General features: G+C 59.5%; 13 protein-coding genes. 8 read left to right on the top strand and 5 right to left on the bottom strand.

Features of this window, described 5'->3' with window-relative positions:
• Positions 1–3: 3 nt before the first annotated feature.
• Both WNY61_RS13565 and WNY61_RS13560 read left to right on the top strand, forming a co-directional pair.
• Positions 4–1,551 carry an alanine/glycine:cation symporter family protein gene (locus WNY61_RS13565; RefSeq protein ID WP_342851955.1) on the top strand — a complete coding sequence of 516 codons (1,548 nt, stop codon included), beginning with the start codon at positions 4–6 and terminating at the stop codon, positions 1,549–1,551.
• 82 nt (positions 1,552–1,633) lie between these two features.
• On the top strand, positions 1,634–2,227 hold the full coding sequence (locus tag WNY61_RS13560) for a nicotinate-nucleotide adenylyltransferase (protein ID WP_342851954.1): 594 nt from the start codon (positions 1,634–1,636) through the stop codon (positions 2,225–2,227).
• Here the strand turns inward: WNY61_RS13560 and WNY61_RS13555 are convergent.
• Positions 2,219–3,052: a DMT family transporter gene (locus WNY61_RS13555; protein WP_342851953.1), complete on the bottom strand. Its 834-nt coding sequence runs from the start codon at positions 3,050–3,052 to the stop codon at positions 2,219–2,221. The genes WNY61_RS13560 and WNY61_RS13555 overlap by 9 nt on opposite strands.
• A gap of 151 nt (positions 3,053–3,203) precedes the next feature.
• Between WNY61_RS13555 and dacB the strand changes: the two genes are divergently transcribed.
• Entirely contained in the window at positions 3,204–4,736 is a 1,533-nt protein-coding gene (dacB, locus tag WNY61_RS13550) for a D-alanyl-D-alanine carboxypeptidase/D-alanyl-D-alanine-endopeptidase (protein ID WP_342851952.1), read from the top strand.
• A gap of 7 nt (positions 4,737–4,743) precedes the next feature.
• Here dacB and WNY61_RS13545 read toward each other — a convergent pair whose 3' ends face one another.
• The gene (locus tag WNY61_RS13545; RefSeq protein ID WP_342851951.1) at positions 4,744–5,166 is read right to left on the bottom strand and encodes a tellurite resistance TerB family protein; all 423 of its coding nucleotides are present in this window, start codon (positions 5,164–5,166) and stop codon (positions 4,744–4,746) included.
• A gap of 122 nt (positions 5,167–5,288) precedes the next feature.
• Here WNY61_RS13545 and WNY61_RS13540 point away from each other — a divergent pair, with 122 nt between their 5' ends.
• The 3 genes from WNY61_RS13540 to WNY61_RS13530 all read left to right on the top strand — a co-directional run bounded on the left by WNY61_RS13540 (position 5,289) and on the right by WNY61_RS13530 (position 9,779).
• Positions 5,289–6,869 carry a lysine--tRNA ligase gene (locus WNY61_RS13540; protein WP_342851950.1) on the top strand — a complete coding sequence of 527 codons (1,581 nt, stop codon included), beginning with the start codon at positions 5,289–5,291 and terminating at the stop codon, positions 6,867–6,869.
• 60 nt (positions 6,870–6,929) lie between these two features.
• Entirely contained in the window at positions 6,930–7,343 is a 414-nt protein-coding gene (locus tag WNY61_RS13535) for a DUF4864 domain-containing protein (RefSeq protein ID WP_342851949.1), read from the top strand.
• 147 nt (positions 7,344–7,490) lie between these two features.
• Positions 7,491–9,779 (top strand): glycosyl hydrolase family 28-related protein, encoded by a 2,289-nt coding sequence (locus WNY61_RS13530; protein WP_342851948.1) that lies wholly within the window; start codon positions 7,491–7,493, stop codon positions 9,777–9,779.
• 62 nt (positions 9,780–9,841) lie between these two features.
• Here the strand turns inward: WNY61_RS13530 and WNY61_RS13525 are convergent, their stop codons facing one another.
• Together WNY61_RS13525 and WNY61_RS13520 are read right to left on the bottom strand one after the other, a co-directional pair.
• Entirely contained in the window at positions 9,842–10,513 is a 672-nt protein-coding gene (locus WNY61_RS13525; RefSeq protein ID WP_342851947.1) for a hypothetical protein, read from the bottom strand.
• Positions 10,514–10,633: 120 nt separating this feature from the next.
• Complete coding sequence (locus WNY61_RS13520; protein ID WP_342851946.1) at positions 10,634–10,819, bottom strand: PLDc N-terminal domain-containing protein; 186 nt, start codon at positions 10,817–10,819, stop codon at positions 10,634–10,636.
• A 184-nt stretch (positions 10,820–11,003) separates the two neighbouring features.
• Between WNY61_RS13520 and WNY61_RS13515 the strand changes: the two genes are divergently transcribed.
• Positions 11,004–11,360, top strand: a complete 357-nt coding sequence (locus tag WNY61_RS13515; RefSeq protein WP_342851945.1) for a PRC-barrel domain-containing protein — start codon at positions 11,004–11,006, stop codon at positions 11,358–11,360.
• 242 nt (positions 11,361–11,602) lie between these two features.
• Positions 11,603–11,872, top strand: coding sequence for a hypothetical protein (locus WNY61_RS13510; protein ID WP_007117934.1), 270 nt, complete (start codon positions 11,603–11,605; stop codon positions 11,870–11,872).
• 61 nt (positions 11,873–11,933) lie between these two features.
• On the opposite strand, the gene uvrB is transcribed toward WNY61_RS13510, so the two are convergent.
• Positions 11,934–14,138, bottom strand: a complete 2,205-nt coding sequence (gene uvrB, locus WNY61_RS13505; RefSeq protein WP_342851944.1) for an excinuclease ABC subunit UvrB — start codon at positions 14,136–14,138, stop codon at positions 11,934–11,936.
• Between the last annotated feature and the right edge of the window lie 53 nt (positions 14,139–14,191).

The following is a 14,191-nucleotide window of genomic DNA, read 5'->3' as shown; positions in this document are numbered from 1 at the left end:
GCCATGAATAAGTTATTTACCTTTGCGATGGCCATTTTTGCGTCATTGCTGCCGGGTCTTGCCGCTGCGCAAGAGGCTGTCGGCGTCGACCAGCGTATCAACCAGATTTTTGCCGATTACACCGGTTGGTATGTTTCCTTCATTTTCGCGCCGCTGCCCGGCACGGATTTCTCATGGATCGCGCTGTGGCTGGTCGTGGGGGCGGTGGTCTTTACCGTCTATTTCGGTGCCATTCAGGTCAAAGGGTTTTGGCATTCGATCCAACTGGTGCGAGGCGATTATTCTGACCCGGACGATGCGGGCGAAGTGAGCCACTTTCAGGCGCTGGCGACGGCGCTGTCGGGCACCGTGGGTCTGGGCAACATCGCGGGCGTGGCCGTGGCCGTCAGCATCGGCGGGCCGGGTGCGACATTCTGGATGGTGGTCGCAGGTCTGTTCGGCATGGCGACCAAGTTCACCGAATGTACGCTGGGCGTGAAATACCGCAATGAGTTCCCCGACGGCCACGTCTCAGGCGGGCCGATGTATTACATCGTTAAGGGCTTTGCCGAACGCGGACTGCCGCTGGGCGGGTTCATGGCGGTGCTGTTTTCGATCTTCACCATTCTGGGCGCACTTGGCGGCGGCAACATGTTCCAAGCCAACCAAGCGCATGCGCAGCTTGCGGGCGTGCTGGGGGATTATCCGGGCTGGATCACAGGCGTCGTTCTTGCGGGTGTTACCTTTGCGGTGATCGCGGGTGGCCTGAAATCCATTGCGCGGGTGACTGAAAAGGTCGTGCCGTTCATGGGTGTTTTCTATGTGCTCGTGTCGCTGCTGATCCTGATCATTAACTGGGATATGATCGGCTGGGCCTTTGGGCAGATCTTCATGGGGGCCTTCACCGGTCTGGGTGTCGTTGGCGGCTTTACCGGGGCGTTGATCCAAGGCTTCCGCCGGGCGGCATTCTCCAACGAGGCGGGCATCGGTTCGGCTGCGATTGCCCACTCTGCGGTGCGGACAAAAGAGCCGGTGACCGAAGGCTATGTCGCACTTCTGGAGCCGTTCATCGATACGGTGGTGATCTGCACGATGACCGCGCTTGTGATCGTCATCAGCGGTGTGTTGAACCAAGATCCAGAAACCGGTCTGTATATCTGGAACGCCGAAGCGGGCCGGATCGCGACCGAAGGTGGTGTGAGCGGCGTGGCACTGACCTCGGCGGCCTACGCGCGGGCTTTCTCTTGGTTCCCGATCTTGCTGATGATCGCAGTGGTGCTCTTTGCCTTCTCGACGATGATCAGCTGGTCCTACTACGGCCTGAAGGCTTGGACCTACCTGTTCGGCGAAGGGGCGGTGAAGGAGTTGATCTTTAAGATCATCTTCTGCGTCTTCATCGTGATTGGTGCGGCAGCAAGCCTTGGTCCGGTGATCGACTTCAGCGATGCGATGCTGTTCTCGATGGCGATTGTGAACATCATCGCGCTCTACTTCTTGATGCCGATCGTGAAACGCGAGCTGAACAGCTATGTTGCACGGCTGCGTTCGGGCGAGATCGTGAAGCACAAGTAAGCGCCTTGCATTGACAAAGGGCTGCAATGCCCCTCCTTTGGCCCCTGATTTCGGATCGGGGGCCATTTTTTTGCGTAATACCATGCCATTCGCCACAAGTGGGCAGGTTATCGGCCTGCTGGGCGGGTCGTTTGACCCGGCGCATGAGGGGCATGCGCATATCACCCGCGAGGCGTTGAAACGGTTCGGGCTGGATCGCGTCTGGTGGCTGCTGAGCCCCGGCAACCCGCTTAAAGAGCACGGACCAGCCCCGATGGCGCAGCGCAAAGCGCGGGCGCGGGCGGTGATGGATCACCCGCGGGTTGAGATCACCGACATCGAGGCGCAGCTTGGCACGCGCTATACGGCAGAGACGCTTGCGGCCCTGCGGCGGCATTATCCTGGTGTGCGGTTTGTCTGGCTGATGGGGGCCGATAACCTTGCGCAGTTTCATCTGTGGCAAGACTGGCGGCAGATCATGGAGACGGTGCCGGTGGGGGTGCTCGCGCGGCCCGGGCAGCGTATCTCGGCCCGGATGAGCCGGGCGGCGGCGCTGTATGCGCCCTACCGGATTGCGGGGCGGAACAGTCAACTACTGTCCCATGCCACAGCGCCTGCGTGGTGTTTTGTTAATGTGCCGATGGTCGATGTGTCGTCAACCGCGCTTCGAGCGGCGGGGGGCTGGCGCTCAGCGTAGCCGGGCTGAGGTGATGCCAGCGGCGATGATCACCGCAAGCCCCGCCCATGTCAGCGCATCGGGCAGGGTGCTGAAGAGGAAGAGCCCCAGCAGCACCGCCGCGATCAGTTGGAAGTAGACCAGCGGCGCCAGTCGTGTGGCGGGCGCACGGCGATAGGCGTAGAGTAGCAGCAGATTGCCCAGCATGGAAAACAGCGCGCTGGCGGTGGCAAGCCCGGCCACGGCCAGAGTTGCGTCTGGCAGGTTCATTAGGCCCAAGGGCAGCAGCATCACCGCGCTCATCGCCAGTTGGGTGAAGGTCAGCGCCAAGGGGGCAGCCAAATCCGACAGCCAGCGGGACATGGTAAGAAAAACCCCATAGAAGAGACCCGCCGCTACAGCAAAGAGCAGACCCGGCCCGCCTGTGCCACCGCCCATGCCAGGACGCACGACCAGCAACACGCCGCAGAACCCCAGCAGGATCAGCGCGCTGCGCAGCAGGGTGATCCGCTCTCGTAGGAAAAGCGCGGCCAACAGGTAGCTGATCATCGGCCCGATAAAGAAGGCGGCAAAGACGTTAGCGATGGCTTCTGTCTGGAGCGCGGTTTGAATGCAGGTGATCCCCGACGCCAGCGTGGCCGCGCGCAGCCAAAGCCGCCAGTCGCGCATCAATGCCCATGTTCCGCGCGGCAGGAACGGCAGGACCATCAGCGCGCCGATGGCAAATCGCGACCACGCAACGAAGACTGGTGCCACGCCCATTCCGGTGGTCAAAATCTTGCCCGCGCTGTCCCCGGCGGGGATCAGTGACATGGCAATAAACATGATGGGAATAGCGCGTTGCATGACGACGGGTTAGCAGGTCGGCGGTTTTGTGCAACTGCGAAAGGGGGGAGGGCGTCAGACAGGTTGTGGCCGAACGCCGCATGCGGTTTATATCAGCCCTATGAGCCAGAGATTTACACGACGCATATTCCTTGGAACGGCTGCTGCTGCGATGGCAGCGGTCTCCGCTTGGGCCGAGGCACCGACAACTTCGTTGCGCCCGATTGGGCGCGATGCCGATTTATATAAACAGGCCATTCCGAATGTGTCCGAGATCATCGCGGATAGCGGGATCACCGGCACGGTCGCCTTTGCCGTGATCGATGTCGAAAGCGGCATCTGGCTGGAGGCGTCCAACGCCACCGATGGCATTCCCCCTGCGAGCAGTATCAAGGCGATCACCGCGCTTTATGCGTTGGATCAACTTGGGCCGGATCATGTGTTTAAAACGCGGCTGCTGGCGACCGGCGGCGTGGTCAATGGAGAAGTGCAGGGCGATCTGATCCTTGTCGGTGGGGGCGATCCGACGCTCGACAGTGATGATCTAGGCCAGATGGCCGAAGACCTCAAAGCGGCGGGCATCATTGGGGTGAAGGGCAAATTCAAAGTCTATGAAGGGTCTTTGCCTTCGACCTTTGCGATTGATCCTGAACAGCCAGATCATGTGGGATATAACCCCGGCGTTTCGGGGATCGCGCTGAACTACAACCGGGTGCATTTCGAATGGAAGCGCGACGGTAACGGCTATGACGTGACAATGGAGGGCCGCGCGGGGCGGTATGCGCCAGCGGTGCGCGCCGCCACGATGGAAGTGGTGGACCGCAGCGGGCCAGTCTACACGTATGAAAACCAATCGGACCGTGATGTATGGACCGTGGCCAAGGGTGCCTTGGGCACCGGTGGCGCGCGTTGGTTGCCAATCCGGCGGCCCGGCGTTTACGCGGGCGACCTTTTCGCGACGATTGCCCGCAGCCACGGCATTAAACTGGGCGATGCAGAGTTGGCCGAAGCGCTGCCCGAGGGCGAGACCCTCGTTACCCATCGCAGCGCGAAACTGCAGCCGATCCTGAAAGATATGCTGGAATATTCTACGAACCTTACGGCAGAGATGGTCGGTATGGCGGCCAGCTCTAAGCGGCTAGGGACGGTGGCAAGTCTACGCGCGTCGGCGGCCGAAATGAACAAATGGGCAGTCGAAGAACTGGGCATGGAAAACCCGGCGATGGTTGACCACTCTGGCCTTGGCGATGACAGCAAGATGACCGTTCATGACATGGCCGGGGGGCTGGCGCGCATCCACGGCACGGGGCTGCGGCCAATCTTAAAGCCTGTGTATCTGCGTGATGACCGTGGCCGACCTCAGACCAACGGTCCGATAAAGATTGACGCAAAAACCGGGACGCTGAACTTTGTTTCTGCGCTGGCGGGATTCCTCACCACGCCTGAAAACCGTGTGCTGGCCTTTGCGATTTTGACTGCAAATATGGACCAGCGGGCCAAGATCCCCCGTGCGGAGCGTGAGCGTCCGCCGGGTGCCCGGACGTGGAATGGGCGGGCCAAACGTGTGCAGCGTGGCCTGCTGGAGCGTTGGGGGCTGCTTTATAATGCGGCGGTCGAACCAGAGCCAGAAGCTGCGGCAGCGCCTGAGGCTGACACCACGCCCGAAGCCCAGCCGGAAGCGGAAGCTGTTATGGAAGAATCCTAAAGCCGGTTTAGGTCAGATGCCGCGCCCGCGCGCCGCGCTCGATCGCGGCGGCGTGGAGCCGGTCGATGTTAAGCTCATAGCGGATTTCTTCGAGCAGGCGCAGTTCGGCTTCGTCGAGCGTGCCATCGGCGGCGGCCACGTCACAGGCCAGCGCGTAGGCCGTTTCATTCAAACGCTCGGGCAGGGCTTCGCGGATCAGGCCAAAGAGGGCATCAAGCCCGTCTTCTTGTTCGAACAGGTCGAAGACCGTTTTGCTGATCGTCGCGACGCGGTCGTTGTCGTAGCCTGAAAATACTGGAAGCAGGTTCAGCGCGGATTCGATTTTCACCAGTTCGGCGGTGCGAATGTCTTCGTCCGAGGCCGAGACCGCGATCATAAGCGCGACAAGGCTGTCTTGGGCGCTGAGCGAGAGAGAAGATGTGTCGGGCATCGGGAAATCCTTTGAACAGGTATGTTGCGGCGCAGAATATTGACCCTCAGGGTCCGAAGCAATAGGAACGGACGACCCCGTGCGCATTGGGCGCAGGGGCGCCAAAAGATGGATGATCCGACATGTCCGAGACCCGAGACGCGGCACTTAGCAGCAAAGCATGGCCCTTTGAAGAAGCGCGCCGGGTGCTCAAACGTTATGCCAAGAAACCGCCAGAGAAGGGCTATGTGCTGTTTGAGACGGGCTATGGCCCCTCTGGATTGCCGCATATTGGCACCTTTGGCGAGGTGCTGCGCACCACGATGATCAAGCGCGCCTTTGAGGAGATCAGTGACATTCCCACTAAGCTGGTCTGTTTCTCGGACGATCTTGATGGCATGCGCAAAGTGCCGGGCAATGTGCCGCAGCAGGAGATGCTGGCTGAGCATATGCACCGCCCGCTGACTTCGGTGCCGGACCCGTTCGGCACGCATGAAAGCTTTGGTCACCACAACAACGCCATGCTGCGCCGCTTCCTTGATACCTTTGGCTTTGAGTATGAATTCTACTCGGCCCGCGAGTTCTACCGCTCGGGCCAGTTCGACGAGGTGCTGCTGCGCGCCTGCGAAAAGTATGATGAGATCATGGCGGTGATGCTGAAGTCTCTGCGCGAAGAGCGGGCGCAGACCTATTCGATCTTCCTGCCGATCCACCCTGAAACCGGTCGCGTGATGTATGTGCCGATGAAGGAGGTCAACGCCAAAGACGGCACGATCACCTTTGACGATAAAGACGGCACAGAGATGACGCTCCCGGTGACTGGCGGCAATGTAAAGCTACAGTGGAAGCCTGACTTTGGCGCGCGTTGGGCCGCGTTGGATGTCGATTTCGAGATGTACGGCAAGGAGCACGCGACGAACACGGCGATCTATGATCGTATTTGTGAGATTCTTGGCGGCAAGAAGCCCGAGCATTTCAGCTATGAACTGTTCCTCGACGAAAACGGGCAGAAGATTTCGAAATCCAGCGGCAACGGTATCTCGATCGATCAGTGGTTGACCTATGCCAGCACCGAGAGCCTGTCGTATTTCATGTTCCTTAAGCCCAAGACGGCCAAGCGCATGCATTTTGACGTGATCCCCAAGGCGGTTGATGAGTACCACCAGCAGTTGCGGGCCTATGAGACGCAGGACGCTAAGGGGCGACTGAACAACCCGGTTTGGCATATTCACGGTGGCGATGTGCCCAAATCGGATATGGTTGTGCCGTTCTCGATGCTGCTGAACCTCGCGAGCGTGTCGAGCGCCGAAGATAAATCGCAGCTTTGGGGCTTTATCCAGCGCTATGCCCCTGAGGCCACGCCAGAGACCAACCCCGGGATGGATCAAGCCGCAGGCCATGCGGTGCATTATTTCAATGACTTCGTGAAACCGCAAAAGGTGTTCCGCGCGCCGACTGAGTTGGAGCGTGAAGCACTGGAAGACCTGCGCGATCGGTTGAAGGTTTGGGATGGAGGCTTGGATGCCGAAGCCTTGCAAAGCATGGTTTTTGCGGTCGGCAAAGAGCGTTTCGATCCGCTGCGCGACTGGTTTACTGCGCTTTACGAAGTGCTGCTGGGTGCCAGCCAAGGGCCGCGTTTCGGCGGGTTCATCGCGCTTTACGGCGTGGATGAGACCGTGGCGCTGATTGATGATGCGCTTGCGGGCAAGCTGACCGCCGCGTGAAACTTTTGCCTCTTGCCCTGCGTGACTTAGATCATTCAGCAAGGGTAAGGGGGAAAGGTGATGCGCAACGCGGTACTTACATTTTTCGGAGGGCTGGTGCTTTCGGCCCTCCTGAGTTTTGGCGCAGCGGCGCAGCAGGCTGAGATCGAAGAGACGATCAACAGCCAGTTTGACGCCTTTCGCGCGGATGATTTCGCCGCTGCTTTGGAGTTCGCCACGCCGAACTTGCAGCGCTTTTTCCAGACCCCCGAAAATTTTCGCAGCATGGTCAGCAATGGCTACCCAATGGTGCAGAACCCCGCCGAGGTGCGGTTTCTGGATCGCCGCGCGGATGGCACGCGGTTTTTCCAAGTGGTGCAGGTCGTTGATCCCAAGGGCTTCACGCATCTGCTGGGGTATCTGATGGAGCAGACCGAGGACGGCTGGCGCATTGGCGCGGTGCAAATCCTCGATGCGCCGGGGGCGAATGTGTGACGTCTGTTGCAGCCCATACGCGCGGTGATCACAGTCGCGATTAACACATCGTTGATATTTCCCTGACCTCGCGGTTCGGCATCTCCGAGCCAGAGCAGTTGAGCGGCGCGCCTTGGTGAGAGGTGCGGGCCGGGGAAAGGAAATGCGATGAACAAGGCGATTACCGACGGTTTGGTGCTTATGCCGACGCCCTTTGCGGCGGGGCTGGATGTCTGGTCTAGCGGCGATGGCACGCCGGGGTCCGATACCTACGAAAACGCGGCCAATGCGGCCTTTGTCCCGGCGGATCAAGATTTCGGCGGGGCGCTGGAGTTGCTCAAGACACAGTCCACGCAGCAGCTGCGCTATATGGGGCAGACCACGCTGTTGCCGGGGTGTTACCTGCGCGTTACGGCGCGAGTGAAGGCCATCAGCGGCAATCTACCAACGGTGCGCATCGCGGGGTATCCGGCGCAATCAGGCGGGGGCAGGGTAGGCGGCGTGACTGAGTTCGGTCCAGCCACAACCCTTACCGCTTATGGCGACGTGGTCGAGGTCAGCGCGATCATCGGCAGTGGCGCCCGCGGCGGGGTCGATATGGTTTGGGGCGCGGGGGCGGCTTACGGGCATCTGGGGCTTGATCTGACTGGGCCGACGGGCGGCATGGTGCGGATTGACGATATTGAGGTCGAAGATGTCACGGCGGTGTTCCTGCGGGACATGTTGGCGCAGGTTGATGTGCGCGACTTTGGCGCGGTGGGCAATGGCGTGACCGACGACACCGCCGCGTTCGAGGCTGCAAATACTGCCGCCGATGGGCGCACGGTACTGGTGCCTGCGGGGAACTACCTGTTGAACGGTGATGTCACTTTTGACACGCCGGTTAAGTTTGAGGGCCATGTGACCATGCCTGTGGCGGCGGTCCTGCTGCTGCGCCGTAATTTCGACCTGCCCAGCTATATTGAGGCGTTTGAAAATGAAGAGACTGCTTTCCTTAAGGCCTTTCAGGCGCTGCTGAACAACGCGGACCACGACTCGCTTGATATGGGTGGGCGCAAGGTGAATGTGACCGAACCACTGGATATGCAGGCGGCGGTGCCGGATAAATCCAGCTATGCCACGCGCCGGGTGATCCGCAATGGCCAGCTTGAAGCGGCATCGAGCAGTAGCTGGGACACGGTGGTGGTGACTTCACAGGCGAGCTATGCCACCTCGGATAGTCGCAAGCTGACCAATGTGACCAATATCGCCAATGTGCCCGTGGGCGCGCTGGTTGAAGGCACTGGGGTGGGGCGCGAGATTTATGTGCGCTCCAAGAACGTGGCCACGCAAGAGATTACCCTGAATGCACCGCTATATGACGCGGCGGGGACGCAGAATTTTACCTTCCGTAAGTTTCAGTACATGGTGGACTTCAGCGGTTTCGCCTCGCTGTCAAAATTCGTAATGGCGGACGTCGAATTTCAGTGCAACGACCGGTGCAGCGCGATCAATCTTGCGCCTGCGGGGCTGATCTTTCACCTACGCGATTGTTTTGTCAGCCGCCCCAAGGACCGAGGCATTACCTCAATCGGTGGGGGCTGTCAGGGCATGTTGATTGACCGCTGTCAGTTCCTGTCGGCTGAAGATGCGCTGACCGTGCCGAACCGCAGCAGTATCGCGCTGAACACCAACGCCAACGACGTGAAGCTGCGCGATTGCCGTGCGACGAAGTTCCGCCATTTCGCGCTGCTGGCGGGCGGCAATAGCATCGTGACGGGCAATCACTTCTTCCAAGGGGATGAGGTCGACAACGGCGTGCGTTCGGCGGGTCTGATCCTCGCCTCGGCCCATACCAGCGCGGTGGTGACGGGCAATTACGTCGACAATTGCTTTATCGAATGGACGAATGAGCAAGACCCGACACCGGCTTTCACCTCGGGCTATTCGTTCAGCGCGCTCAGCATTAGCGACAATATCTTCCTATCAGGAGAGGTTGCGCCATGGTTCAGTTATATCGTGGTGAAGCCGCATGGGGCGGGGCATTTCCTGAGCGGGGTAAGCATTACCAGCAACCGTTTCCGCAGTTTGAACGGCAGTATCGACCGGGCAGAGCGGGTGGACACGACTTTTGCTGACCTCGATATGTCGCGCTGCAAGAACGTGGTGATGAAAGGCAATTCTTTTCACGCTGTTACGACGCAAGTGGAAAATATGGCCGAGATTGAGTTCAATCAGTCCACGCCTTCAGAGACTTGGGTCATTGATACTTCCGGGCACCTACCGTTTGAGGGGCAGGCGCTGAATACCGATGCCGTGGTGGCCCACGGCGCGATCCGCAACAGCAACAATGTGGCGCAGTTTGACATGCCTTACGTGACACATGCTGAAGGGGCTGCTCGGGATCAGATCCATTTGGTTTGGCCCACGCCGGTGAAGGGGAAAGTCTCGGTCATGGTGCGGATGGACAGCCGGTAGTCCCTCCACTCATTGATGTGGCAATGAACGGCCCCGCCGATGATCCGGTGGGGCTGTTTGCATTAGAACTCCCGCCAAAGGCTGAGGGTAAGGGCAGTGTTTTCAGGCGCGTCGAAGGGAACTTCGCTGCCGAGCTGCACACGGTATTTACTGAAGCGGGGCGAGAGAACGATGGAGGGCGCAAAATTAGCGTAGGTTTCGCCCTCGGTGTAGGTGATGAAAATCTGCGCCATGCCGGTGGCAGCTTCGGTAAAGTCGAATCCGGCAGTGGCATCAAGCTTGATAACCTCCTGCGACAATCCAAACTCCCATCGCGCAGCGGCATCGACGGTCAGCCACCCGTTCCGCGCGCCAAGGGTAAAGCCACGGCCCCATGACAGCCCGGCCCTGACATGGGGGGAGATGAACGCATCTGTCCAGCTTGCCCCGGCACCAAGATCATAGGCCCAGCGGCCCCAATCGGTTGGGTCTCCCAACGGGAAACGCAGAAACGCGGTTGCGCTGCCGCTTTGCAGGCCAAACCGGCTTTGCGCTGTGTTGAGGTCAACTCCTAAGGTGAGCTTCTCGCGCAGGCCATACTCAATGTACGTGCTTTGAGTGAGGTCGTAAAAGTAGGTGGCAGAGAAGGACGAGGAGACGAAGCTGGTCCCTTTGTCACGTAGCCACGGCCCGGCTTGGCCAGTTGTTGCGCAGAGCTGGCAGGCTAGTAGGGTAAGAAAAAATGCAGATCGCATGGCAGGCTCCTGCCGCGATCTTGGTTAATTTGGGTTAACAAATCGTTTCGTCGGAAGGATGGTAAATAAAAACCCGGCACCAAGGGCACCGGGTTTTTGTCTTCGTCTAGGTCAGTCTGTTTATACGTGAGCTTTGTTGCCACGCGGGCCCGCGATCAGCCAGACGATGAAGCCCAAGACCGGCAGGATGATAATGCCCAAAATCCAAGCAATCTTGGCCGCGCCAGAGGCGCTGGAGGTGAAAACCTGATAGATGGCATAGATGTCGGCGATGAGGACGATAAGCCCGAAAAGTCCATATTCCATTGTGTGTCTCCTTTAAGGTGCGTGCATTTCCTATTGGATGCTCAACCCCACGACGATCCGTTTGGTTCCCCGTGGCTGTGTCGCGATATGGATAAGCCAGAACTTGCCATCCTGCCCGTCATACGGGAACCGGCAACCCTTGCTTCGGGTTCTACCGTCACAGCACTTACAAGAGGAACAGGCCATGACAGACCAAACAACACCCGCATCGCTGGTTTCTTCTGACAATGTGAACGGCACTGCCGTTTTCAGCGCGGATGGGACCGAAATCGGCCATATCGACCACCTGATGATCGACAAGAAATCCGGCAAAGTTGCCTATGCCGTTATGGGTTTCGGAGGTTTTTTAGGCATAGGTGAGGAACACTACCCCGTGCCGTGGAACGCGCTCGACTATGATCCGGCCCGCGATGGTTTCATGACAAACATTGATGAAGCCACGGTGAAAGGTGCACCGGAGCGGACCGACCGCTGGGACAGCGACCGCGCGTGGCAAGAGCGTACCTTTGACCACTACGGGGTGCCTTACTACTGGCTGTGACGGATATTCTAAGAATTCGCGAGGGGAGGCGGCAGCGCCTCCCCTTTTTGACGGGCGATATCCTGCGCAGCCCATTGTTTTTGCGGCGCGGATCGGGTCTCTTAGAAGGCGCGGCGATTGGGCCGTGACTGGAAAGGAAACTTCCGATGTACCGTTTGATCGCTTTTGGCCTGCTGCTTACCCTTGCGGGTTGTGACGTGCCGTTTGTGCCATTCATCTGATTAATCTAGGAGACCCGTTTGATGGAAGCCTTTCTCGATACGCTTGGAGCAGTGGCGCTGATTGCGCTTGTGGTGGTCGGGCTTGTTGCCGGGGCAATTGCCGGGGCCGTAGCAGGCCGAAACAAGCTGCTCTACCTCATTCTGGGGGTGGTCGGCGCTGTGGCCCTGCCGTTTATCCTCGCCGCGCTTGGTGTTACGGTTGTAGCCGCCGGAGGGTTGCTTTTGCTGCTGGTTGTGGCCGCCATTGGTGCGGGGCTGGTACTGGCCCTTGTCGCCGCGCTGCGACGATAGTTTGGGTTAGTTCCCTATACCGAATGCAAGGGCCACCCCCTAAGGGGCGGCCCTTTCTCATTCAGCGCTTGCGGCGCTTCACATTGCCGCCGCGCATCCCGCCACGACCAGAGGTGCTGCGCCCCGACGCTTTCTGCGCCGCATCGACCGCCCGATCCACAGCCTGCTGCCGGGCCATCGGGTCATCGGCCACCGCCAAGTCAACAGCTTCCAACCGCTTAACCTCATCTCGCAGCCTCGCGGCCTCCTCAAACTCGAGGTTTTCCGCCGCTTTGCGCATGTCCGTGCGAAGTCCGTCCAACACGGTTTGAAGGTTGCCCCCGGCCAGCGGATTATCGACCTTGGCAGTCACGCGGTTCATATCGACATCGCCTTTATAAAGCCCGGCCAGAATGTCATCGACGTTCTTCTTGACCGTTGCAGGCGTGATACCGTGTTCCTCGTTATAGGCCATCTGCTTGACGCGGCGGCGGTCGGTTTCGCCCATCGCCCGTTCCATGCTGCCGGTGATGCGGTCGGCATACATGATGACGCGCCCATCGGCGTTACGCGCCGCACGACCAATGGTCTGGATCAGCGAAGTTTCCGAGCGCAGGAAGCCTTCTTTATCCGCATCCAGAATGGCGACCAGCCCGCATTCGGGGATGTCGAGCCCCTCGCGCAGGAGGTTAATCCCGATCAGCACGTCGAATGCACCCAGCCGGAGATCGCGCAGAATTTCGATCCGCTCGATCGTGTCAATGTCCGAGTGCATGTAGCGCACGCGGATGCCCTGTTCGTGCATGTATTCGGTGAGGTCTTCGGCCATGCGCTTGGTCAGCACGGTGCAAAGGGTGCGGTAGCCGTCAGCGGCGACTTTGCGCACCTCATCAAGCAGGTCGTCGACCTGCATTTCCACGGGGCGAATTTCTATATGAGGGTCGATCAGACCGGTCGGGCGAATGATCTGTTCGGTGAACACACCCCCCGTCTGTTCGATTTCCCACGCCGCGGGCGTGGCCGAAACAAAGACCGATTGCGGGCGCATGGCGTCCCATTCCTCGAACTTCAGCGGGCGGTTGTCCATGCAGGACGGCAGGCGGAAGCCGTGTTCGGCCAGCGTGAACTTGCGCCGATAGTCGCCCTTGTACATGCCGCCGATCTGCGGGACCGAAACGTGGGATTCATCCGCGAAAACGATGGCGTTGTCCGGGATGAATTCGAACAGGGTGGGGGGCGGCTCACCGGGTGCGCGGCCCGTGAGGTAGCGCGAATAGTTCTCGATCCCGTTGCAGACGCCGGTGGCCTCCAACATCTCGATATCGAAGTTGGTACGCTGTTCCAGCCGCTGCGCTTCCAGCAGTTTGCCGTCTGCAACCAGTTGATCAAGCCGCGTGCGCAGCTCTTTCTTGATGCCGATGATCGCCTGAGACATCGTCGGCTTGGGCGTCACATAGTGGCTGTTCGCATAGACGCGGATTTGGTCGAAAGTGTCGGTCTTTTCGCCCGTGAGCGGGTCGAACTCGGTGATGCTCTCCAACTCTTCGCCAAAGAAGGACAGCCGCCACGCGCGGTCATCAAGGTGGGCGGGGAAGATTTCGAGACTGTCGCCGCGTACCCGGAAGGAGCCGCGCTGGAAGGCGGCATCGTTGCGCTTGTACTGCTGTGCGACAAGATCGGCGATGACTTTGCGCTGGTCGTAGCTCTCGCCGGCTTTCAGATCTTGGGTCATCGCGCCGTAGGTCTCGACGCTACCGATACCATAGATACACGACACCGAGGCCACGATGATCACGTCGTCACGCTCCAAAAGCGCGCGTGTGGCGGAGTGGCGCATCCGGTCGATCTGTTCGTTGATCTGCGATTCCTTCTCGATAAAGGTATCGGACCGCGCCACATAGGCCTCGGGCTGGTAGTAGTCGTAGTAGGAGACGAAATATTCCACGGCGTTGTCGGGGAAGAAGCCTTTGAACTCACCGTAAAGCTGGGCCGCGAGCGTCTTGTTCGGCGCAAGGATGATCGCCGGGCGCTGCGTCTCTTCGATGACCTTGGCCATGGTAAAGGTCTTACCTGTCCCGGTCGCGCCCAAAAGCACCTGATCGCGTTCGCCCGAGTTCACGCCCTCGGTCAGTTCCTTGATCGCTGTCGGCTGATCGCCTGCCGGGGCAAACTCAGTGACCAATTTAAAGCTATGCCCGCCCTCCAGCTTGGGGCGGGTGCGGACATCGGGGGCGGGGTTTGCCAAAAGCGGCATACCTTCCGATTTATCGGTCTGGGCATAGGGCATCGCAGGTATCCTTCGTCGGGCTCCCCATAGGTGCCCTCTTTCACGCTCGGTTC

Source organism: Sulfitobacter sp. AS92, assembly GCF_038900015.1.
Lineage (GTDB): Bacteria > Pseudomonadota > Alphaproteobacteria > Rhodobacterales > Rhodobacteraceae > Sulfitobacter.
Note: the sequence above shows the minus strand (reverse complement) of the source record. Positions and strands in the feature narration are given on the sequence as shown.